We start from the raw sequence: 21,664 nt of genomic DNA, 5'->3' as shown, positions 1-21,664 counted from the left end.
ATATGGAAAAAGTGATGTGTGACGGAACGACGATTTGTTATGCCGAACAGGGTAAGGGAGAAGCACTCATTTTGCTCCACGGATACTGCGGCAGTTCATCCTACTGGGATGAAGTGGTGCCTGAGCTTGCACGCAGCTATCGTTGCATCGTACCCGATCTGCGTGGACACGGCAAAACGGACGCACCTGTAGGTAGTTATACCATTGATCAGATGGGCAATGACGTATTGCAATTAATGGACGAGCTAAAGGTGGACAAGGCTTTCCTACTCGGTCACTCCATGGGCGGATATATCGCACTTTCTATCGCACAGCGCCACCCAGAACGATTGAATGCCTTCGGCTTGATTCATTCCACAGCCTATCCGGATAGTGAAGAAGGCAAAGAAAAACGCCTTCGTGCAGTATCCACCATTCAGACGGAAGGCATTGTTCACTTTGTAGATGGGCTGGTTCCTGGTTTGTTTGCACAAGAACATGTGGAATCGCTATCGACGCAAGTGACTCGTGTGAAGGAAATTGGATACCAGACTGCACCACAAGGGGCAACTGGAGCTGCACTGGCTATGCGGGAACGACCGGACCGTCGTGATGTATTGTCCGCTACACCGCTTCCTGTCCTGCTGGTTGCCGGAGAGAAGGATGCCGTCATTCCGCCGGAACGTACATTCACAAGTGACAAACCACATATTACACAAGCCGTGATTGCTGGAGCAGGACATATGAGCATGTATGAAGCTCCGGAAGAATTAATTCAGGTCATTAAACAATTTTTGACGGGATTATCGAAATAATAATGGAACATGAATAGAGTATCGGATGATTTCGCCTCCTTGGCGGAGCGTCGGTATTTTGCTAAACCCCTGCAACGTTCGCTCAAGAACGGCAGGGGTTTTATTTGTTCAGGGCCAGAGCATAGGACGAGCCATAGACCATGTTTTGGCTTTTTGTCATGGCATGAATTAAAATGATGAGAATGGATCATGCAAGTGAAACTGGAATGTACACGATCGAATGATGAGGGGGCACATAGCATGTTCAGGAAAGATTATCTGCTCCGCATGATGGAGGAAATGACAGAAGCGATCGGCAAAGTATTTACACTTAAACAACAGCGAAAACACACGGAGGCTCTATCCGAGCTGGACGAGCTGCTGCGTAGGCAGTTTGGACTGAATTTATCTCTGCTGAACTCACTGCCGGCCGAGGATGTCATTGAAATGTTCCGTTTTCGCGGCGTCATTGAAGTGGACAATCTGCAACAAGCCGCCAGGCTGATCGAAGAAGAGGCGTACATTTATAATGAAAAGGCCAAAGTAGAGGGCATAGATGACCAGGAAAAAATGGAGTCGGAGAATGAAGCACTTATTCGTCTGATGAGATCACTTCATTTTTACCTGTACGCACTGAATAATGGGGCTAATCCGAAGCTGCTGGATGCACCAGATCGTGTGGAGGGAATATTGGAGCAGACGAAACAATACGAACTTCCGGCACGAACGGAAAAGCAGCTTGCCCTGTATCGTGAACAGCAGGGGCGTTATGATCAGGCTGAGAATAGCTGGTACAGACTGCTGCAGGTAGATGACAGCCATCCCATTCAGTATCGGGGTGAGGTACAGGCTTTCTATGAAAGGTTAAGACAACTGGGAGATGAGCAATTGCAACAAGGTGGTTTGCCTCGTGAGGAAGTGGAAGAGGGGCTTGCCGAGCTGAACCGTTAAACCGATGAATAGGCCCGTTAACTTGGAGAGGGAACGGAATTGTGTTATGGTAACGGTTGACCAAACCAAACCGAAAGTGAGATGTACCCCCGTGGATTCATTGCGAAAGCTTATACAAGACATCTTTGAACAGAATTCGCTGATTACAGCGACCTGGAGCCAGCTGCGCAGACGGGACAATGTCTCGTATACGAAAGTGCAAGTCAAGCCGGTAACGCTCAAGAATCAGCTTCATTATCAATTCGCATTTCATTATACCAACAAAGTGCTGCACGAGAATTTGACTCCGGATGAAGCGGCAGAGCGCATGACTTTGCTATGCGAAGAGACGTTTCGTCAAGGACTGCTCTGTACTACAGACGCAGACTATCAAATTTTGATCAGCAAAAAATATAAAGTGTCCATCTTGACCAAGTCGCCTTCCAAGACTGCGGTGGACCTCTCGCATAATCGCAAAAAGCAATATGTGCTGGAAGATGGAGTTCCCGTTTCGTTCCTGGTCGAGCTGGGGATTATGAGCGAGGAAGGCCGCGTTTTGGCTCGCAAGTACGACAAGTTCAGACAGATCAACCGTTTCCTCGAAATGGTTCAGGACGTCATCCCGCATCTGCCGGAGGGCCGTCCACTTACCATTGTTGATTTTGGTTGCGGGAAGTCTTATCTCACCTTTGCTTTATATCACTATTTGTCCGTACAGCAGCGCAGATCGCTTAAAATTATTGGCCTCGACTTAAAAGCCGATGTTATTGAACACTGCAACGATCTGGCAAACAAATTGCATTACGGTGACCTGAAGTTCCTCGTTGGAGACATCGCTGACTATGACGAGTTGAATGAAGTGGATATGGTTGTAACGCTGCATGCCTGTGATACAGCAACCGATGCTGCTTTGGAGAAAGCCGTTCGTTGGGGCGCTTCGGTCATTCTGTCTGTACCGTGCTGTCAGCACGAGCTATTTGACCAGATTGATTCCAACGTGATGAACCCGTTGTTGTCACACGGTATTCTGAAGGAACGTTTCTCCGCTTTGGCAACCGATGCCATTCGGGCCAAGCTGCTCGATCTGATGGGATACAAAACGCAGCTGCTTGAATTTATCGACATGGAGCATACGCCGAAAAATATTTTAATCCGTGCCGTACGAGGGCAGGCTGGACAGACTGCTGACATGTGGAACGAATATACCGCATTCCGTGATTTCATTCACGCAGATCCTTATTTGGAGCGGGCTTGTGCGGACTTGCTCCCAGGTGGCGGCAAGCTGAAAGAAGCTGCGCCGAACCATGGGGCAGATGCGAGCCAGGAGAATTCAAATGGGGAATCCATCAAAGATGCCAGTCACTGTGATCACTGTTGAATGTGAATGTCTATGGAACAATGAAGAGTGATGCATAATGTTTGATGGCAGATGGCAAGAAGGATGATACATGATTGAGTTGCTTGTTCCTTTGAGACGATGCAGTTCGTCTGCCATCGCCGATGACGGGACATACTGATAAGAGGGTCCCGTGAAAATATATATAATGTGCCAAAGGCATGTAATCAGGCAGAAGACCCTAATGGGGCTTCTGTCTTTTTTTGTTTGAAATTAATTAAGAAGAATACGGAGACTGGAGAAAGGAGAGGGACGTATGAAGGGAGGGGAATCAGATGAGAAAGCCAAGTGGGGTTCAGAATCGGCATTAACGGCAGTTCTTGGTTTACTTGCAGTGGTTTTACTGTTGACAGGATGTCTATGTAGGGGATTGTTTTATGCTACGGACGTATATCCTCTGGTACTGATGGCATCAGGAAGTGTACTTATTTGGTTTGTTTTGTTCATTATGTGCTTCAATGCACCGAAGACGAGAGGGCAGTTAGGGATTGCTCAGTGGTTGGATTACCTCAAACGACTATATGAGGCGATTATGCAGTATGCTCACTTCCGCTGGATGCTTTGGCCCCTGGCAATAGCAGTCTGGTTTGGCCTGCATGTATGGATGGGCTCTGTCAGCGTACAGGGAAGTTTGGATGAGATGCTGCGCTGGAGCCTTCTGGCGATATTTGCGTTGCTAACCGTCATACTGGCATCACGCGCGAACGGAACGCGTTGGTTTGCCTGTGGCTGGCAATTGGCAGGCGGCCTGTTTGTTCTAAGCGGAGTGCTAGCCGCGTGCGGTGTGCTGCCGATGCCTTATGGGGTCATGCGAACCGCTGACCCCGAGATCAGCTCCGCTGGAGCCCGGCTCGGCGGATTGCTGCAGTACCCTAATGCGTACGGTGCCATTGTTGGCATGTACGCATTGGAGCGGCTGGCTGCCGCCGCGCGAGCCATAGCCCGGCCGTTGTCGGCCGGGCGGCTCATCGCGGCAGCACTGCCGCTCATGCCTGCGCATGCTGCGCTCCTGCTGAGCGAGTCGCGCGGCGCTTGGCTGGCGACCGGCTGCGCCGCGGTCGCCGCCTTCGCTTTGCAGCGGCGCGGTGCCCGCCTGCCGCTGCTGCTGGCCACAGCCGCGCCCTTGGCGTGCGCGGCCTGGCTCTACCGCCAGCTGGCTGCGGCCCAGCTGGCGCCTGCACCCGTGCCCGGCCTGCTGGCACTGGCCGGAGCATGGGCAGCTGCGCTGCTCGGCACGCTGCTGCTGTGCCGTTTGTGGCATAGCGGCGCTCGTGCGCGCGCCGCTGCCCTCACGGCCACAGTGCTGGCGGGAATCGCCGCCACCACTGTGGCCGTGGCCTCCACAGCCGACCGCATGGCGGCTGGTGTCGGCACAGGGCTGTCCCGCCTTCAGATGTGGCGGGACGCCCTGAAGCTCTGGACCGAGGCCGCATGGCTGGGCCACGGGGGAGAGACATGGCGCAACATGTTTCGCGCCATCCAATCCTCGCCTTATGTCGGAGGCGAGGTCCACAACGGCTTCCTCGATCTGGCCCTCGACACAGGCGTGATCGGGTTGCTGCTCATCGCCGGATGGTTCTTTTCCACCCTGCGAACGATGTGGAGGCATGCACCGCAGCTGCTGCCTTCGGTTATTGTTTTTGTCCTCCATGGCGCTATGGACTTTGACTGGAGCTTCACCTTCAATTGGATGCTGTTCATTTGGCTTGGGGGCTGGGCCCTCTCGTCGTCAACTCTTCAGGAATCCGTGGCTGACAAAAAACGGTCTCGTTTTCTCCGTCCGTTAAGCCCGTGGCCTCAAGGGATATTAACCGGACTGTTCGTCATGTTTTGGCTTGGCGGCACAGTCTGGCTTGCTGGACAACAAGTGGCGGCAGAACAACAATATCGTTTAGCCATGTCAAAAAATACAGGAAGTGCTGAACAAAAGGTGCTGCTTACTGCGGCGTACAAGTTCAACCCCTACAGACCGGATATCGCCATCTCCCTGTCCCGTACGCTTCCAGCGAAAAAGGCTGACTCCATATTGGTGCAGAGCTTGTCCTTTTCCCCTGTTTCACCCCAACTCTACGGAGAGCTGGGGCGGTTAGCCGCTCAATCGGGTAGAGGAGAGTCGGCCGGGAACTATTTTGAACAAGGCCTGGCCCAGAATCGTTTTGACGCGTCCAGCCAGTCCCAAGCCCTGTATTGGATGGAACAGGCATCACGGAGGGAACTGGCGTCAGGGTATGCTGAACGAGGAAGGCAGACCGCTGCTGCTGGAGTAAGGATATATGAACGTTACAGACAACTGGCAGAAAAAGTAGCATCAGAGAAGGATAGAAATGATCGGCGTTTTGAGCTTGGAGAAGACGCATTACGTTACGGGGATAATCTGCGCCTCCTTGCTTTTGATCCAATTGCTTCAGAGGTGACCAGAAAGATTCCCTGAATATCTGACCTCATCCAACGCTAAAAGAGAACGAGATCCATGAAAACAATGATTCAACTTGTAACGGCATGAACGATCTCGCATGGATCCAACGAAAGTATTGGCTTACGCCTCAGTTCGGGTTATTCAAAATCGAACAAAATGCTGCACCATAAGCTGTTCGTCTACCTGTTCATTGCTCCCAACCTACAAGCGATATCCGCCAAACGCATTCTTAAAGGCAGCTTGCAGCGGTTCTACCTCTACACCCCATAGAGTCGCAATCTCTAAGCTGACATCCGCGTTCCACCATTCGCATAATTTTTTGCGATTATCCCGATTTTCTCCGATCCAGAGCAGATTGGCGATGACCTTCCCATAATACAATTCTTCCGCCTGCTTCATCAGCTCTGGGGAGATATATACCTTTAGCTTTTTGGCTGTTCGATACAGCTCTTTGCTGCATGCTCTTCGGATACCGCGGGCAGAAGGCAGTTTCTGGCCTGGGGTGTTATGTTTGACCGGGGGAGTACCGGGTGCTGATTTGAATGACATCTTCTCACGCTCCTCTCCCGATACCATATGCAAACGCCTGCCTGCGGGACACTATCCCAGACGGGTGAAGTAGCAACAGCTACAGGCCTGTGATAAAATAGGGACGAACATCCATGGTGCGGAAGGGCACTGCCAATCAGGATGAAGAAAGAGGGTCGAGATGGACGTTATTCATAACATTGTCAATCAATTATTCGATTGGATTCAGAGTCTTGGATACTTTGGAATTATGCTTGGACTAATGCTTGAAGTTATTCCGAGTGAAATTGTACTGGCATATGGAGGTTTTCTCGTTTCACAAGGCCATATTAATTTTTTCGGTGCATTGATTTTTGGTACCGTGGGCGGTGTCATAGCCCAGCTATTTATTTACTGGATTGGCCGTTATGGCGGAAGACCTGTACTTGAACGCTACGGAAAATACATACTGATCCAGAAAAAGCACATCGACCATTCCGAAGAGTGGTTCCGCAAGTATGGGACAGGGGTCATTTTCACGGCGCGTTTTGTTCCGGTCGTAAGACATGCCATATCGATTCCTGCCGGTATATCCAAAATGCATACGGGTCGATTTATTTTGCTGACAACCCTCGCTGTTATACCGTGGTCTGCATTGTTTATATATTTAGGGATGATACTTGGAGATCAATGGCAACATATCAACGAGAAAGCGGCACCTTATATTATGCCGATTCTGCTCGTTGCTCTCGCACTTATGATTGTTTATGTACTTATTAAATGGATGAATGCTCGTAAAAAGAAGGGAAGTGTCTAGTTATGGGAAAACCAAACTTGTCTCACAAATTCGGTAAAGGTCTGCCACCGAAAGATTTCATTGAAAGCATGACGAAGAACCAAAGTGAGTTTCAGGCAAACTATGACAGCTTTGTATGGCCAAGTGAGGATGATCGTGAATTTTTCGAAAGCCTGAATCACCGCGATGATTTGCGTGTGTTAATTTTGGCTGCTGACTGGTGTGGAGACGTGGTACGCAATGTTCCGGTCGTGTTCCAGGCGCTGGAAATCTCCGGCATTCCGACAGAAGTTCTTATTTTGGAAAATCACCCTGAAGTGATGGATGAGTTCCTTACGATGGGCGGACGCTCTGTTCCTGTCGTTATTTTTGCAGATACGGGCGGACATGTACTGGGTCAATGGGGACCTCGTCCGCAACATGTGCAGGAAGTTATGGTTGAATTCAAACGTCTCAACCCGGACCGTGAAGCAGCAGATTATCAGGATAATTTGGCTGTAGCACGTCAAGAGATTGGTAAACGTTATGGGGAAGGAACGGAGTCAAATGCAGCTATTATTCGTGAGTTGCGTGAACTGATTTCGGGTTACTGAGCCGATATGCTTAACATTCGTACATTTTCTTTGGGACCGCTCCAGACCAATGCGTATCTGTTGCAGGGTGATGATCCAGGTAAAGCCGTAATCATTGACCCTGGAATGAATCCGGGCTCATTACTCAAAGCTATTCAGGACCTGGAGATCGAAGCGATCCTGCTTACTCACGCGCATTTTGATCATATGGGCGGCGTGGATGAAATTCGCAAATTGAAAGGCTGTCCCGTTTATTTGCATGACTTGGAGAGTGATTGGCTTACGACGCCGAAATTGAATGGTTCTTTGAACTGGCCGCAGGCTACCCCGCCGCTTTCGACAGATCCAGCTGAATATGCCTTGGACGAAGGGCAGACTCTGAACTTTATTGGTCATACGTTCAAAGTGTACCATACACCGGGACACTCCCCAGGCAGTGTAAGTCTGCTGTGTGGTGACGATCTGTTTGCTGGTGATGTTCTGTTCCGTATGGGTGTAGGCAGAACGGATCTGACCGGAGGTCGTGAACGGGATCTGATTGATTCCATCCAGAACAAGTTATACACCTTCGCGGATGAGGTCAAAGTGTATCCAGGTCATGGTCCCAAAACGACAATCGGATATGAGAAGAAGAACAATCCTTACGTGTCTGCAAGATGATCCGACAATTTATGTGAAGAAAGTCTGGACAAGTGACAACTTTTTCATTAGAATAGCAATTAGTTGTTACAAGCGTTAAAGCACCATCTAACTGAAGCAATACAAAGAAACACCCTAACTTGCGAAGCACGCAGACTGTGGTCTATACCCGGTTTGCGTTCTTTTTTTGTTTTCAGCCACTTTTTTATCAAAGTTACATCCGTTTAACCCTACATACAGATCGTTGACAAGTATCTACAGAAGATCGTCTAATGAGAGCGAGGAATTAGAAGTGGAGAAAAAGCGAGTGATTCAGTTTGGACAACGTGCCGAGAACCTGATCATCGAAGAAAACCGTCTAGCAATGGAAAGTGGCAGAATAGAAGCAGTTACCCAGCGTCCTCAACTACATAACTACATGAATAATGAGATGAATCCAATCAAGGATCAACAGCAAAATATATGGAGGAGTCGTTTATTAAGCAGTGGAGCCCGCAACCAACCGTGGTTCGACAAACTGCAAGATTACCGAAATGAAGTCTGATTGCCCGGGAAATTGTCGGCTTCAGATTTTTTTTGGATTGAATTGAACGTTTCTGCAGAGCCTGTCGTAATAACATAAGACTGAGCGGAGAGCAGGTGATGATGCAGATGGAGGCAGCCGAACTGGAAGAGGTACAGAGAGCGATACAGGGGGATGACAGTGCACTGGCAGAACTACTGCAGCGTCACTACGCCTTTGTGTATAAGTATCTTGTCAAAGTAACGATGGACCCCAACGTTGCTGAGGAGACGGTGCAGGATACGATGATTCGATGTATGGAAAATATTTATAGATACGATGGCTCGTCTGCCTTTTCGTCATGGATGATTACGATTGCCACCCGTATATATATCGACAAGTCCAGGCACAGACGAAGAGAACAGATTTGGCTGGAAGCCATTCGTAATCAGGCTGTACGGAAATTGCGGTGGCAATTTGAGAGCCGGAATGAAGAATGGACAGATGTTATGGATGCTATGACAAGGTTAACCCCAGAACATCGTATTGCCGTCCTGCTGAAGCATTATTATGGTTATGGCTATGATGAAATCGGTGAAATGCTGGGTATTCCATCCGGAACGGCGAAGTCTCGAACTGCCTATGGCCTTCGTCAATTGAGAAAGGAGCTGGGTTGAGCATGAGCAGATCTGAGGAACAGGATGAACAAGAGATTCTGAAGCGGATGCAACAACAGATGAGAGTGCTCGATGATGCATATGAGCCTGTAAACATTCCTTCATTAGCCTCCATTGAAGCCCAAGTCAAGGAACGAAAACAAATGAGACGACGAGCCAATCGGATCGAAATGATTTTGTTCTGGATTGTGGGATTGTTCATTATCGCTTTTGGTGCCTTATTGTTCCATTCGGCTCCAGCTCTATATTTGGGTATCCAGGCGATTAGCTTGTGCGCAGCGATTGCCGTGGGAGTAATCTGGTCAGGGAGACGCCGGAAGGAGACTCGTCATGAATGATCTGCATTATTCTTTAAATGAGATTCCTCTCATATGGCTTATTCTGATTGCCGTTCTTTTGCTAATACAGGGAACATGGATCTTTCAGGATGCACGCAGACGTGGCCGTTTCCCCTGGTTATGGGGATTGTGGGGCATTACCGGATTCCCAACACCTTTGATCATATATTGGTTCATTGTGGTGCGAGCAGATCGCAGACCCCCTAAGCAAACGTCGGACAAACCATAGAGTTCACGGGTTGGAAAAAAGATTTTGCACAAATGTTTTGTTTAATTCTAGTAATCGTAGACAGCGCTATTCTTTTCTAGTAGACTATACAAATAATAAAAAGATAGACTACCAGGAGGTTAGACGATGCTGCGATTAGGAGAGAAGGTTGTCATCGTCGCGGATGCGTTTGAGCAGAATCTTCCTGTGGGGGAATATGGTTTCATCATCGCTTATGACCGGAATCCGGACAATGCGTTCGATTACGTGCTTCGAGTGCCGCAGGTGAATCGGAACTTTTTTGTTCCATCCGGCGACGTCGATCTAGAAGAGGTTCTGCTGAAGCAGGAAGCTGAGCGGGTCGAGCGAGAAGCGTTGATAGATTACGCCCTTGCGACACACAATGAGAAACTGTTTCATCATCTGATGAACGGAGATTTTCAAGCTGTGGAAGAGGAAGAGGAAACCGCGAACGATGTTATGTCCCAGGCGGATTTTATAAAGCAGGTTAACCTGCGTGCATGGATTTAGAATTTTAAGAGTCGGCTGATGCCGGCTCTTTTTTGATTAGACTGGAACATATGAACGTTGAAGCTCCTCATTATCCTGGTTAACGCGTAAAAATTCAGTTAATAGGTTTTGAAATTCGCATTAAAGGAAGACTCCCCTGATGTGGTGTTATTTTGCATATTCGGTAACTCGGGTCATTTGCATTGAATTGTCGAACTATCTCACCTATAATGAAAAAAGTTATCTTGGGACTTTAGCCCGTTAAACGGACGATTCGTTTTCGGCGGTTTCAGGAATTAGAACGAATGAAGGAGGCATCCGGAAATGAGTATTTCGAATAATGACGTTCAGCATGTGGCCAAGCTGGCCCGGCTTAATTTGACTGCTGAAGAAGAGCAGACCCTGACAGGGCAGCTGAACGCGATTTTAAAATATGCTGAGAAGCTGAATGAACTGGATACAGAGAACATTGAGCCTACCACTCACGTGCTGCACGTCAGCAATGTGATGCGTGAAGATGAGACGAAAGAAAGTCTGTCGATTGAACAGGTCATGCGCAATGCACCAGATGAAGAAGACGGGCAATTCAAAGTGCCTGCTGTAATGGAATAACGGATAACCGGAAGGAGGACGAATTACGTGAGTTTATTTGAACAATCGTTGCCGGAGATACATAACAAGCTGCACGCCAAGGAGCTGTCGGTCAGCGATCTGGTGAATCAGGCATATCAGAACATTGGTGAACGGGATGAAAAGGTTAAGGCTTATCTGGCGCTGGATGAAGAACAAGCACGTGCACGTGCACGTCAACTGGATGATCGTCTCGTCAGCGGTGAGGAGAAAGGTTTGCTTTTCGGTCTGCCAGTCGGCATTAAGGACAACATCGTTACGAACGGACTGCGCACAACATGTGGCAGCCAGTTTCTGCGCAATTTCGACCCGGTGTATGATGCAACCGTTGTCGAGAAGCTGAAAGCAGCGGATACCGTGACGATCGGGAAGTTGAACATGGACGAATTCGCCATGGGCGGCTCCAATGAAAATTCAAGTTTCTACCCTGTACGTAACCCTTGGGCACTCGATCGTGTTCCAGGCGGCTCCAGTGGTGGATCTGCTGCGGCTGTTGCGGCAGGAGAAGCTTATTTCACATTGGGATCAGATACAGGGGGCTCCATCAGACAGCCTGCATCCTATTGCGGCGTTGTTGGTTTGAAACCGACCTACGGACTCGTTTCCCGCTTTGGTCTGGTTGCATTCGCATCTTCCCTGGATCAAATTGGTCCTTTGACGAAAAATGTCGAGGATTCTGCCTATGTGTTGCAAGCCATTGCTGGTTATGACGCCAAAGATTCGACATCCGCGAAAGTGGATATCCCGGATTACCTGAGCGGACTGACAGGGGATGTCAAAGGACTTCGTATTGCTGTTCCGAAGGAATACATTGGTGAAGGCGTTGATCCTCAAGTTAAAGAAACCGTCCTGTCTGCCCTGAAAGTCCTCGAAGGACTCGGTGCAACATGGGAAGAAGTATCGCTTCCGCATACCGAATATGCGGTGGCTACGTATTATCTGCTCGCTTCCTCAGAGGCTTCTTCGAACCTGGCTCGTTTCGACGGCGTGCGTTATGGTGTTCGTGCAGACAATCCGGAAAACTTGCTGGATTTGTACCACCAGTCCCGTAGTCAAGGTTTTGGTCCTGAAGTGAAACGACGCATCATGCTTGGAACCTATGCACTCAGCTCGGGTTACTACGATGCGTATTATTTGAAAGCTCAGAAAGTGCGTACGTTGATCAAACAGGATTTCGACGACGTATTTGCCAAATATGATGTCATCATTGGACCAACTGCGCCAACAACGGCATTCAAACTTGGTTCCCAAGTCGATGACCCACTTACGATGTATCTCAACGACATTCTGACTATCCCTGTCAGCCTGGCTGGTGTACCTGCAGTCAGCATCCCTTGCGGATTCTCGGATGGACTGCCTGTTGGCATGCAGATTATCGGTAAAGCTTTTGATGAAACGACCGTACTGCGCGTAGCGCATGCGTTTGAACAAAATACGGAATTCCACAAGCAGCGTCCGCAGCTGTAGACTGCCCGGAACGGAGGAATATAGAAATGTCCGCATCTAAATATGAAACGGTCGTTGGACTTGAAGTCCATGTCGAGTTGCATACAAACTCCAAAATCTTTTGCGGCTGCTCCACTGCCTTTGGAGCTCCGCCAAATACACATACTTGTCCGGTCTGTCTCGGACACCCAGGCGTATTGCCTGTATTGAATCGCCAGGCTGTAGATTACGCGATGAAAGCAGCCATGGCCCTTAACTGCACTGTTGCTGATGTCAGCAAGTTTGACCGCAAAAACTACTTCTATCCCGATTCTCCGAAAGCATATCAGATCTCACAATTCGATCAACCGATCGGTGAGAATGGCTGGATCGATATTGAAGTCAACGGTGAAACGAAGCGAATCGGCATTACGCGTCTTCATCTGGAAGAAGATGCAGGGAAGCTTACCCACGTGGACGGCGGCTATGCTTCATTGGTCGATTTCAACCGTGTTGGTACGCCGCTCGTGGAGATTGTCTCTGAGCCGGAGATTTCTTCTCCGGAGGAAGCTCGTGCATATCTGGAGAAATTGCGTGCCATCATGCAGTACTGTGATGTATCCGACGTGAAGATGGAAGAAGGCTCACTGCGTTGTGATGCCAACATTAGTTTGCGTCCGCATGGACAAGAGAAGCTGGGAACGAGAGCCGAACTGAAAAACATGAACTCCTTCCGTGGCGTTCAGCGTGGTCTGGAGTATGAACAATTTCGCCAAGCGGAAATTTTGGACGACGGCGGCGAAGTGGTTCAGGAAACTCGTCGCTGGGATGAGGCTCAAGGGAAAACACTGTCGATGCGTGGTAAAGAGCAAGCGCATGACTATCGTTATTTCCCAGACCCGGACTTGGTGAAGCTGCATATCGATGCAGCCTGGAAAGAACGGATCAGAGCTTCCATACCGGAGCTTCCGGACGAGCGTAAAGCCCGTTATACCGCTGATTATGGACTGCCTAATTATGATGCGGAGGTTATTACCTCTTCCAAAGCGGTCGCTGATCTTTTTGAAGATAGTCTGAAATACACCAAGGATGCCAAAGCCGTATCCAACTGGATTATGGGTGATTTGCTTGGTTATTTGAATACCAGCAACCTTGAATTGACTCAGGTGCCACTGACTGGCCAAGGTCTGGGTGAGATGATTGGATTGCTTGAAAAAGGTACAATTAACAGTAAAATCGCCAAAACGGTATTTAAGGAAATGCTCGAGAGCGGCAAGCTTCCACAGCAAATTGTTGAAGAAAAAGGTCTGGTCCAGATTAGTGACTCAGGTGCCATTCTCGCGATTGTGGAGCAGGTTGTTGCGAACAACCCGCAATCCGTGGAAGATTACAAGGCTGGTAAGCAGAAGGCCATTGGCTTCCTCGTTGGTCAAGTCATGAAAGAAAGCAAAGGCAAAGCCAATCCGGGACTAGCCAATCAACTGCTTACAGATGTACTGAACCGCTGATCCATCCGGTGAGGCCGGACAGAAAGAGGCTCGTCCCTGTGACAGCCTCTTTTTGTTAGGGCATAAGTTTGATTTTATTGTCCTGGATTCAGTGGACGTACGAAGGAGATGAGGTAGGTTATGAAGATTCAATCTTTGTCATTGAATGATCTGGAGACCGTAGGGCAGCTCTGGCGACTGCAGCATGTAGCTTATCGGCTCGAAGCCGAGATCATCGGGTTCCAGGAAATTCCGCCTTTGATGGATACGATGGAGACACTTCAGAACTGTGGAGAGACTTTTTATGGCTATCTGGACACGGATGGGGAATTGCTTGGTGCGATTGCAGTGGATGAGGAAGAGATCAATACGTTGACGATCACACGCATGATGGTGCACCCTGATCATTTTCGTAAGGGGATTGCTGCTGCTTTGATGACGTATGTGTTTGAACAGTATCCGGATCTTCCGCGTTATATCGTTTCCACAGGAACGTTGAACCAGCCAGCCGTGAAATTGTATACCAAATTCGGTTTTAAGCCCGTGGAGGTTGTACAGATTGCACCTGGAGTGGAATTAACGACATTTCATAAGAATAAAGATTAATGATGTGAACAACTGGAGGAGGAATACCGGCTTTGGGCAATCCCTGGTTAATAGATGAGTGGCACATTTTATTGCGATTATTACTGGCTATGCTGCTTGGAGGGCTTGTAGGCCTGGAGCGGGAGCGTTCCAATCATGCTGCCGGTCTGCGTACCCATATTTTGGTATGTCTTGGATCTGCACTAATCATGATGTTGTCTATTTATGGTTTTAAAGATTTTGCAAATGAATTAAACGTAAGAATTGATCCGGCCCGTCTGGCTACAGCCGTTATTACAGGCGTTGGGTTTCTCGGAGCGGGCACGATTCTTTTTACCGGCAAATCGATTACCGGACTGACAACGGCGGCTTCCATTTGGGTTGTGGCAGCCATCGGACTAGCAACAGGCGCAGGATTCTTTTTTGCCTCCATCGTGTCAACCGTCTTGGTATTACTTAATCTCTGGGTATTCAACAAGTTGGAGCTTAGGTATATACGAGGAAACAAACTGCATGTCGTTACACTTCATACTTTGTCTGAGCCCGGTTTTCTGGAACAGGTATCTTCTTTTATGGAGCAGGAGAAGATCAAAATCCGTAAAATAACGGTGAATGAACAGGATTTGGCTTATGCTGAAATGATATCGGTTGAACGCAAAATTGAAATTGTGCTGCATGTCTACATGCCACATGAATTGAGTGCAGTGCATCTCGTATCCAAGTTAAGACAGTGGGAACATGTAACGAAAGTGTCAGTCGAATAATTGAATTAAACCCTCTGAGGCCTTTAGTGCCGGAGGGTTTTTGCTCATAACCATATTTCTTCCAGTTACTCTCCCGGCTCTTTAGGGTACTATCTAACCAAATGCATGAAGAGCGGGAACATCAGCCCGGAAGAAAGGAGTCGTTTATGAAACGGAAACGTCAGTCGAACAACACTTCCAGCGGAACGCGCGGAAAACCTGTCCGAAATCGAACTCACAAGTTTATTGCCGGGTTACTAAGTGCGGTTATTCCGGGTCTGGGCCATATTTATCTCCGATTATACATGAGAGGTCTGACTTTCATGATGCTTGTACTACTGGACCTGTCAGCACTCTTGTACTTCTCAACCATTGGAATACAGATCAATGTACCATTGCTTATCCTGTTGGCGTTGTTTATTCCGGTGATTTACTTTTACAATGTATTCGACGTATTGCAATCTGCGGACTGGGTGATGATGCGCAGGAGAAGAGCGGTTACCCACAATAGCTCGGACAAGCCCATTCCTAATGAACGTTCTGCAGGGGAAGCCATGATGGTGTGGGAAAGAGGCATTTCGTTTGGATTGCTCCTGATTGTAGGGGGATCGCTGCTGGTATTGTTCTTTCGTAAACCACGTTGGTTTAAAGAGTTAATCGCTGTGTATGGCGGATACACTTTTGCTGTTCTGATGATCGCAGGAGGACTAATCCTTTTCGGACGGGAAATCTGGGTCATGCTTCGCAAGAAGAAAATCTAGTGTGAACTATTCAAGGAGGGATAGCCATGAACCGTAAAGTCCGGGTCGGCCGCTATACGGCTGCCGCCTTACTCGTAGCTGTCGGTGTGCTGTTGATTTTGGATAAACGGTGGGGAACGGACTATGTATATGAGATGGTCGATTGGTGGCCCCTCTTGCTCGTTGTGTTAGGTGTAGAATACATACTGTTGTTCTTAGTGACACGTCGAAGAGGGAATGCAGGTTCAGACAACCAAGGTGAGAAAATTAAAATGCGCTTCAGACCCGATGCGAAGGGTATCCTGACGTCCCTTGTCCTGACGGCTTCTGTATTTATCGTTTCTGAGCAGGATCATTATATGCATTTGTGGAACAGGGTGAGTCTTAATCTCGGAGCGGCATCCATGGACTATAGTCAGGCAGCAGGATATATGGAAGATAAGGGCACGATTCGGGTGCCTGTAGGTATGGATACATCGGACCTTGTTGTTGAGGGAGTGAACGGGGATATCTCGATACAGCGGGGGGATACGGAAGAGATTGAAGTGCGCACGGTAGTTTGGGTGGATCAGACAACTGAAGTACAAGCCAAAGCAGTGGCGGACGCTTCTTTTGTTGAGGCAGACGGGACAAAAGTGATTCATATCAAGACTACAGGCAAAACGTATGGAGAGAACGAGAAAACACAGCCGCGGATGAATATCACCATAACGATCCCGGATGATCGTCGTTTCAATCTCGATATTCGGACGTCCAATGGAGCCATATTGTTGAATCGTCCGGAAGCCATTAGTACCATTTTGGCCGAGACCGGAAATGGACGGATAAGAATTACGAATGCCGTAGGTGATATTTCCGGTAAAACGCTGAATGGTGATGTCGTTGTGGCAAATGCGATCGGAAATGTGGACTTGAACAGTAATCGTGGGGACATGAAGGCCCGTGGGGTTTCTGGAAATGTGAATCTGACTACACAAGTCGGAAGTATTAACATCACGGACTCCGTCGGAGAGATCACAGCGGATACACGAAACGGAAATATCAATGTAGACGGCGCAAGTTTGGCAGTTAAAGCTCAATCCCTCAATGGCAGTATAAGTATTGTATCCGCCAAAGTAGGCGGTGACTGGGACATTTATAGCGCTGTAGGAGCTATTAACATTCTGCTTCCGGAGCGGGGGGATTATAGCCTCAGTGGTTCCAGCAGTTATGGAGATCTGCAAACGGATCTGCCGTTTAAAGTGAAGAATAAAACGATTGAGGGCCAGCTTGGTGAAGGAGAGTATACGGTTAAAGTTGAGGGGAACAGCAACCTCACGATTGATCGTAATCCTGCAGTGCCTCCTGTTGGAACGAATTCACTGGATTCGGAAGATACAGACGATAACTTGGAACAAATGACCGAAGACGGACAGAATTCCCAAGGCGAAACGTCCGAAGTTCCCTGACTGGCGCGTTGACAATAAACTTGCAATCGCCGTACAATAAATATAAACTGGCAAGGTTACACGGCAGGAAAATGTAATGTCGTTGTTCCAGCCGAGGATCAACTCTGAATGAAGAGAACATGTGATCATACATTCTGTCTCTGCAGAGTAATGAAAGGTAAGGCGGTGGGTTTTATGGCAACACGTGTCCAACATGCGTTGGAGCATCTGAAAACGACCGGTGTCCGTATTACACCCCAGCGTCATGCCATATTGAACTATCTGATGGAATCCATGGGGCATCCGACAGCCGATGAAATTTACCGTGCGCTTGAACCCCAGTTTCCCAGTATGAGCGTGGCGACTGTATATAACAATTTGAAGATGTTTCTGGAAGCGGGCATGGTCCGGGAGTTGACATACGGGGATAACTCAAGTCGCTTCGATGCCAATGTGACGGATCATTACCATGTTATCTGTGATAAATGCGGCAAGATTGAAGATTTTAGTTATCCTTCGCTAAAAAGCGTGGAGCTCCAGGCGGAGTCAAGTACAGGATTTGAAGTACATGGTCACCGATTGGAAGTATATGGTGTTTGTAAAAGTTGCAGGGATTAAGAGAGATGAATTACAATATAAACGTGCAGAATTCAGTTTGGATTCTTCACGTTTTTTGTTTTTAGGACGATAGAATGTATATAGTCTTCAGCAGTTTAGCTATTTCATGATTCAGCATGATTAACGGAGGTAGACGTTTGAGTAGAAAAAGCAGATATACACGTCAGAAGCGCCGCTCGTTCTGGCCTGGATTTTTGGCTGCCTGTGTTGTTGCAGGCGGTGCTTATTGGCTAATAACGAATGTTTGGCTTAATCAGATTCACGAAGACCCCGACTGGATTGGTATGAATCAACCTATTTTTGTAGACGGACAATTGATGGATGGCGAGGCTTCAGGAACGGGAGATCAGCTTAAATTGCCCGTATCGGTGCTGCAAGAGGCGATCGATTCCGGAATACGTTATGAAGCAGACACAGGAGATATCATTATTGCAACACCGCAGCGAGTACTCCATATGAAGGAAGGCAGTACGAAAGCGGAACTTAATCATCGAGATTATCCCATGACGGTTAAACCGGAGGTGGTTGGGGGAGAAGCTTATATTCCGCTCAAACCATTGAAAGAAGTATATGGGATAGCTATACAGGAAGATGTTACAACGGGTGCCGTTCTGCTGATGCGTGGAGGTGACACGATTCAGTATGCGGAGATTAATACATTGTCTTCCAAGGCAGACAAAACGGTTCCTTTGTACAAACGCGGGGGAGAATCTTCTCCCATCATCGCCGATATGGAGCAGGACGCACGAGTAAGGGTATGGCAGTCAGGTGATGACCAGAGCTTTGTTCAGTTGGATAATGGTTATGCCGGTTATGTGGCTAATAAGTATGTCACTCTTACGGAGAAAAAGGAACTGGACAAGCCTAAATTTACCCTGACTGCGGCGGAGAAAAAGTGGCAGAATAAACCGGTCAACCTGGTTTGGGAAGCCGTATACAACCGACAGCCTGATGTGTCTTCGATTGGCAAGATGCCTGGAGTTAATGTGGTAAGCCCCACATGGTTCCATATTACAGATGGACAAGGCAACGTAAAAAGTAAAGGGGATAAAGCATACGTCAACTGGGCTCATCATTCCGGCATGGAAGTATGGGGCTTGATGGATAACAGCTTTGATCCGGATGTTACGAAAGAAGCCGTGGCCTCATATGAGACACGTACGCGTATTATAGAGCAGATGCTAGAGTATGCACAGACGTATCATTTGGACGGCATTAACATTGACTTTGAGAATGTCTATACAGACGATGGACCGAATATCACTCAATTTGTCCGCGAAATCAAAGCAATGGCGCGCATTCATGGTTTGATGCTCTCGGTTGATGTGACGCCGAAATCGAACAGTGAGATGTGGTCTGCTTTTCTGGATCGTCGCTCGTTAGGCTCTTTTGCCGATTATATTGTCGTTATGGCGTATGACGAGCACTGGGCTGCGAGTCCAAAGGCCGGTTCGGTTGCCTCGCTTCCTTGGACCGAGTCTTCTATGAGAAAGATCCTGGAAGAGGATGAAGTACCATCGAACAAATTGATTATGGCTGTGCCGCTATATACTCGAATCTGGACGGAAGAGACCAATGATCAAGGAGAAGTGAAAGTGTCCTCCAAAGCGGTAGGCATGAGCACCGTCGCAGACCTGATCAAGGAAAAGAAACTCAAACCTGTTCTGGATAAACAAAGCGGACAGAATTATGTGGAATATTCCGAGGATGGGGCCACTAAGAAAATCTGGATAGAAGATGCCGTTTCGCTTCAGGCACGTGTTGATTTGGTTGCTTCGTTGAAATTGGGTGGAGTAGCTGCATGGAATCGAAGCTTCGCCGATGCATCAGCATGGGAGACGCTAAAACAGGCAGGGTATTCGAAATAAACATGAAATAGCTCTCTTTGAACTTATATAAAGTCTTTTCTGAAATTCAAAAAAAGGTCCGGTGAAGATACCGGGCCTTTTTTCTGTCTCTGGGCTTTGATGAAAAGAACATCTAGCTGTTGGAACTCATGCCATGATCTGTGTCGGAAGGGGATGGAGGTGTGGAATGCGCTTTCAGTTGTGAACTGGTAGTATTGGCCTGATTAGGGTCCAGGGTAAGGATGGTGTGACAGAACATACAACGATCCGTCTTGCCGAGCATTTTGGTTAACTTGCCACATTCCGGACAGTCCACTTGTACTGCGCTTGTGGAAAGCATACCAGCCCAGAAATAAATGGCCAGACTAGCCATCATGGCGATCAGGCCGATGACGAGTCCCACAGCGGCAAATACTTTGCCTGCGTGTCCCCAGAACACAATTCCGGCAGTTCCCAGTACCATTAGGCCCATGCCTAGCATGGTAAGCAGTAGTCCCCAAGTGCGAAAAGCATTAATTTTTGCTGATTTAAAAATCATGAAAAATGCTCCTATCGTATGAGTAGTATCGGACCTGGATAAGAAGGAAACTTCAGCCTACATGTAGAATTACATTATAACTGACTTGGCGCTTATCTGCCATGAATTGTATGGAGGGAATCGTGGAACTAAAGAACCTTGCTTTTTTGTCCGAACAGTCGGAAGAGACAGGGGCAGTTGGGGCTATCGCTTATTCCCACCCGGGAGAGCGATTCCACGGCTCCCTAATCCAGGATTTTGAATTGCTCGTACTTGTTGTTCATAATACCGACCAGTTGATATCCAAGGTTGGACACTACAAATATGGTGATCTTCGTTATCAAATAATCTATGTCAGCCGTCATGAGCTGCAGAGCAGTGTAATCACGGGGGATAACAATAACATCATGCAGTGCCTAATTGAAGGTGAGATCATCTGGGAAGCGGATAACGCCTTGAGTGATTTGCGAGAGGAACTATCTGCTTTTGGAACCGAACTGCGTGAGCAAAAGCTGCTACATGAATTCGCCAGTTTTTTGAGAATGTATGTGGAAGCCAAACGTTACATTCAAGAGGGCCATGTTGTTGATGCCTATTACAATGTACTTGAGGCTCTGGGGAACTGGGCAAGAATTGTACTTATTGAACAGGGGATCTACCCAGATCATGCGGTCTGGACACATGTGCAGAGTTTGGATCGTGCTTTGTGGAAGCTCTATCAGGAGCTTACAGTAAGTTCAGAGACTCTGGAACAGAGAGTTGAGCTTGTGCTGCTTGCTTGTGAATTCTCAGTGATGTCCAAAATGAGCGATTGCTCTGGATTGCTTCTGCGTGTGCTGGGAAGTAGAAGGGAGCCGTGGGGTATGGATGAACTTGTCCATCACCCACAGTTGAGATTTGTACGGGAGGATTTGCCGCTCATCCTTCGTAAGCTGGTGTTTCGTTCTATAGTAAAAGAATCGGCAGGATGGCCATCCTTTATAGGAGGAGATGGGCGGGAAATCCGCTATTGGATTGAGGCGTAGTTACTCGTGAAGCCTGACGTTATATGGATTATAAAGTGGGAGGGGAAACCTTCCTTTTTTGTTTGTTTAATAATTTATAAAAAGAGGTTGACTCTTATTCAGGAAATATGATACATTATATTTCGTTCCTCAAACGAGCTTATCGTCAACAAATGATAAATTCTGCATAGGAATTAGTGAAGAACGGAAGCTTCAAAAAAAGAAATTAAAAAAAGTTCTTGACGAAAACAAACGAAATGTGATACATTATTTAAGTCGCCGCCGAAAACATGGTTGAGACGAAAAAGAGTAACACAAATCGAGTTTGATCTTTGAAAACTGAACAACGAGTGAGTAACGATCTTGCTTGCAAGATC

The 21,664-nt window shown here is 47.8% G+C and carries 24 protein-coding genes; 22 read left to right on the top strand and 2 right to left on the bottom strand.

Translation table 11 applies throughout. The annotated features are described in order from the left end of the window. Nucleotides 1-2: 2 nt before the first annotated feature. The 4 genes from AC4PM4_RS25020 (at nt 3) to AC4PM4_RS25005 (ending at nt 5,530) form a co-directional block, all read left to right on the top strand. Nucleotides 3-794, top strand: a complete 792-nt coding sequence (locus AC4PM4_RS25020; RefSeq protein WP_491614791.1) for an alpha/beta fold hydrolase — start codon at nt 3-5, stop codon at nt 792-794. 240 nt (nt 795-1,034) lie between these two features. Then, nucleotides 1,035-1,724, top strand: coding sequence for a DUF6483 family protein (locus AC4PM4_RS25015; protein ID WP_488732253.1), 690 nt, complete (start codon nt 1,035-1,037; stop codon nt 1,722-1,724). Nucleotides 1,725-1,770: 46 nt separating this feature from the next. Then, a complete protein-coding gene (locus tag AC4PM4_RS25010) occupies nt 1,771-3,081 on the top strand; it encodes a class I SAM-dependent methyltransferase (protein WP_491614790.1) in 1,311 nt (436 codons plus the stop codon). A 274-nt stretch (nt 3,082-3,355) separates the two neighbouring features. Continuing rightward, a complete protein-coding gene (locus tag AC4PM4_RS25005; protein ID WP_491614789.1) occupies nt 3,356-5,530 on the top strand; it encodes an O-antigen ligase family protein in 2,175 nt (724 codons plus the stop codon). Between the two features lie 186 nt (nt 5,531-5,716). Here the strand turns inward: AC4PM4_RS25005 and AC4PM4_RS25000 are convergent, their stop codons facing one another. Then, on the bottom strand, nt 5,717-6,064 hold the full coding sequence (locus AC4PM4_RS25000) for a hypothetical protein (protein ID WP_064640579.1): 348 nt from the start codon (nt 6,062-6,064) through the stop codon (nt 5,717-5,719). Between the two features lie 160 nt (nt 6,065-6,224). On the opposite strand from AC4PM4_RS25000, the gene uptA reads away from it, so the two are divergent. The 17 genes from uptA (at nt 6,225) to AC4PM4_RS24915 (ending at nt 19,787) form a co-directional block, all read left to right on the top strand. Next, nucleotides 6,225-6,839, top strand: a complete 615-nt coding sequence (uptA, locus tag AC4PM4_RS24995) for an undecaprenyl phosphate transporter UptA (protein ID WP_063566612.1) — start codon at nt 6,225-6,227, stop codon at nt 6,837-6,839. A 2-nt stretch (nt 6,840-6,841) separates the two neighbouring features. Further along, the gene (locus tag AC4PM4_RS24990; protein ID WP_079697089.1) at nt 6,842-7,411 is read left to right on the top strand and encodes a thioredoxin family protein; all 570 of its coding nucleotides are present in this window, start codon (nt 6,842-6,844) and stop codon (nt 7,409-7,411) included. A gap of 6 nt (nt 7,412-7,417) precedes the next feature. Continuing rightward, complete coding sequence (locus tag AC4PM4_RS24985) at nt 7,418-8,050, top strand: MBL fold metallo-hydrolase (RefSeq protein ID WP_274568509.1); 633 nt, start codon at nt 7,418-7,420, stop codon at nt 8,048-8,050. A 271-nt stretch (nt 8,051-8,321) separates the two neighbouring features. Next, nucleotides 8,322-8,573, top strand: a complete 252-nt coding sequence (locus AC4PM4_RS24980; RefSeq protein WP_143021589.1) for a hypothetical protein — start codon at nt 8,322-8,324, stop codon at nt 8,571-8,573. A 98-nt stretch (nt 8,574-8,671) separates the two neighbouring features. Continuing rightward, on the top strand, nt 8,672-9,208 hold the full coding sequence (gene sigY / locus AC4PM4_RS24975) for an RNA polymerase sigma factor SigY (protein WP_491614788.1): 537 nt from the start codon (nt 8,672-8,674) through the stop codon (nt 9,206-9,208). Between the two features lie 2 nt (nt 9,209-9,210). Beyond that, complete coding sequence (locus AC4PM4_RS24970; protein ID WP_063566616.1) at nt 9,211-9,546, top strand: YxlC family protein; 336 nt, start codon at nt 9,211-9,213, stop codon at nt 9,544-9,546. Continuing rightward, complete coding sequence (locus AC4PM4_RS24965; RefSeq protein ID WP_063566617.1) at nt 9,539-9,775, top strand: hypothetical protein; 237 nt, start codon at nt 9,539-9,541, stop codon at nt 9,773-9,775. Before AC4PM4_RS24970 ends, AC4PM4_RS24965 begins: the two co-directional genes overlap by 8 nt. 126 nt (nt 9,776-9,901) lie before the next feature. Continuing rightward, entirely contained in the window at nt 9,902-10,285 is a 384-nt protein-coding gene (locus tag AC4PM4_RS24960; protein ID WP_024631336.1) for a hypothetical protein, read from the top strand. Nucleotides 10,286-10,588: 303 nt separating this feature from the next. Next, entirely contained in the window at nt 10,589-10,876 is a 288-nt protein-coding gene (gene gatC / locus AC4PM4_RS24955; RefSeq protein ID WP_063566618.1) for an Asp-tRNA(Asn)/Glu-tRNA(Gln) amidotransferase subunit GatC, read from the top strand. Between the two features lie 27 nt (nt 10,877-10,903). Continuing rightward, complete coding sequence (gene gatA / locus AC4PM4_RS24950) at nt 10,904-12,361, top strand: Asp-tRNA(Asn)/Glu-tRNA(Gln) amidotransferase subunit GatA (protein WP_064640573.1); 1,458 nt, start codon at nt 10,904-10,906, stop codon at nt 12,359-12,361. A gap of 26 nt (nt 12,362-12,387) precedes the next feature. After that, nucleotides 12,388-13,827: an Asp-tRNA(Asn)/Glu-tRNA(Gln) amidotransferase subunit GatB gene (gene gatB / locus AC4PM4_RS24945; protein WP_063566620.1), complete on the top strand. Its 1,440-nt coding sequence runs from the start codon at nt 12,388-12,390 to the stop codon at nt 13,825-13,827. Nucleotides 13,828-13,947: 120 nt separating this feature from the next. Then, nucleotides 13,948-14,412, top strand: coding sequence for a GNAT family N-acetyltransferase (locus tag AC4PM4_RS24940; RefSeq protein WP_063566621.1), 465 nt, complete (start codon nt 13,948-13,950; stop codon nt 14,410-14,412). Nucleotides 14,413-14,444: 32 nt separating this feature from the next. Beyond that, nucleotides 14,445-15,155, top strand: coding sequence for an MgtC/SapB family protein (locus AC4PM4_RS24935; protein ID WP_063566622.1), 711 nt, complete (start codon nt 14,445-14,447; stop codon nt 15,153-15,155). A 146-nt stretch (nt 15,156-15,301) separates the two neighbouring features. Continuing rightward, nucleotides 15,302-15,895 (top strand): hypothetical protein, encoded by a 594-nt coding sequence (locus AC4PM4_RS24930; protein WP_063566623.1) that lies wholly within the window; start codon nt 15,302-15,304, stop codon nt 15,893-15,895. A gap of 26 nt (nt 15,896-15,921) precedes the next feature. Beyond that, complete coding sequence (locus tag AC4PM4_RS24925) at nt 15,922-17,322, top strand: DUF4097 family beta strand repeat-containing protein (protein ID WP_063566624.1); 1,401 nt, start codon at nt 15,922-15,924, stop codon at nt 17,320-17,322. A gap of 174 nt (nt 17,323-17,496) precedes the next feature. Beyond that, nucleotides 17,497-17,919, top strand: a complete 423-nt coding sequence (gene perR / locus AC4PM4_RS24920; RefSeq protein WP_024631328.1) for a peroxide-responsive transcriptional repressor PerR — start codon at nt 17,497-17,499, stop codon at nt 17,917-17,919. Between the two features lie 137 nt (nt 17,920-18,056). Continuing rightward, nucleotides 18,057-19,787: a glycosyl hydrolase family 18 protein gene (locus tag AC4PM4_RS24915; protein ID WP_491614787.1), complete on the top strand. Its 1,731-nt coding sequence runs from the start codon at nt 18,057-18,059 to the stop codon at nt 19,785-19,787. A 112-nt stretch (nt 19,788-19,899) separates the two neighbouring features. On the opposite strand, the gene AC4PM4_RS24910 is transcribed toward AC4PM4_RS24915, so the two are convergent. After that, nucleotides 19,900-20,304 (bottom strand): YgzB family protein, encoded by a 405-nt coding sequence (locus AC4PM4_RS24910; protein ID WP_053778954.1) that lies wholly within the window; start codon nt 20,302-20,304, stop codon nt 19,900-19,902. A gap of 122 nt (nt 20,305-20,426) precedes the next feature. Here AC4PM4_RS24910 and AC4PM4_RS24905 point away from each other — a divergent pair, with 122 nt between their 5' ends. Next, nucleotides 20,427-21,308 (top strand): nucleotidyltransferase-like protein, encoded by an 882-nt coding sequence (locus AC4PM4_RS24905; RefSeq protein WP_269054142.1) that lies wholly within the window; start codon nt 20,427-20,429, stop codon nt 21,306-21,308. The last annotated feature ends 356 nt before the right edge of the window (nt 21,309-21,664 follow it).

The organism is Paenibacillus sp. MDV22-iso6 (genome assembly GCF_058408365.1).
This window is presented reverse-complemented; position numbering and strand designations above follow the sequence as displayed.

Coding starts and splice junctions, on each gene's coding strand:
- AC4PM4_RS25020 (WP_491614791.1), top strand. CDS start 3: ATGGAAAAAGTGATGTGTGACGGAACGACGATTTGTTATGCCGAACAG.
- AC4PM4_RS25015 (WP_488732253.1), top strand. CDS start 1,035: ATGTTCAGGAAAGATTATCTGCTCCGCATGATGGAGGAAATGACAGAA.
- AC4PM4_RS25010 (WP_491614790.1), top strand. CDS start 1,771: ATGGTAACGGTTGACCAAACCAAACCGAAAGTGAGATGTACCCCCGTG.
- AC4PM4_RS25005 (WP_491614789.1), top strand. CDS start 3,356: ATGAAGGGAGGGGAATCAGATGAGAAAGCCAAGTGGGGTTCAGAATCG.
- AC4PM4_RS25000 (WP_064640579.1), bottom strand. CDS start 6,064: ATGTCATTCAAATCAGCACCCGGTACTCCCCCGGTCAAACATAACACC.
- uptA (WP_063566612.1), top strand. CDS start 6,225: ATGGACGTTATTCATAACATTGTCAATCAATTATTCGATTGGATTCAG.
- AC4PM4_RS24990 (WP_079697089.1), top strand. CDS start 6,842: ATGGGAAAACCAAACTTGTCTCACAAATTCGGTAAAGGTCTGCCACCG.
- AC4PM4_RS24985 (WP_274568509.1), top strand. CDS start 7,418: ATGCTTAACATTCGTACATTTTCTTTGGGACCGCTCCAGACCAATGCG.
- sigY (WP_491614788.1), top strand. CDS start 8,672: ATGATGCAGATGGAGGCAGCCGAACTGGAAGAGGTACAGAGAGCGATA.
- AC4PM4_RS24970 (WP_063566616.1), top strand. CDS start 9,211: ATGAGCAGATCTGAGGAACAGGATGAACAAGAGATTCTGAAGCGGATG.
- AC4PM4_RS24965 (WP_063566617.1), top strand. CDS start 9,539: ATGAATGATCTGCATTATTCTTTAAATGAGATTCCTCTCATATGGCTT.
- AC4PM4_RS24960 (WP_024631336.1), top strand. CDS start 9,902: ATGCTGCGATTAGGAGAGAAGGTTGTCATCGTCGCGGATGCGTTTGAG.
- gatC (WP_063566618.1), top strand. CDS start 10,589: ATGAGTATTTCGAATAATGACGTTCAGCATGTGGCCAAGCTGGCCCGG.
- gatB (WP_063566620.1), top strand. CDS start 12,388: ATGTCCGCATCTAAATATGAAACGGTCGTTGGACTTGAAGTCCATGTC.
- AC4PM4_RS24940 (WP_063566621.1), top strand. CDS start 13,948: ATGAAGATTCAATCTTTGTCATTGAATGATCTGGAGACCGTAGGGCAG.
- AC4PM4_RS24930 (WP_063566623.1), top strand. CDS start 15,302: ATGAAACGGAAACGTCAGTCGAACAACACTTCCAGCGGAACGCGCGGA.
- AC4PM4_RS24925 (WP_063566624.1), top strand. CDS start 15,922: ATGAACCGTAAAGTCCGGGTCGGCCGCTATACGGCTGCCGCCTTACTC.
- perR (WP_024631328.1), top strand. CDS start 17,497: ATGGCAACACGTGTCCAACATGCGTTGGAGCATCTGAAAACGACCGGT.
- AC4PM4_RS24910 (WP_053778954.1), bottom strand. CDS start 20,304: ATGATTTTTAAATCAGCAAAAATTAATGCTTTTCGCACTTGGGGACTA.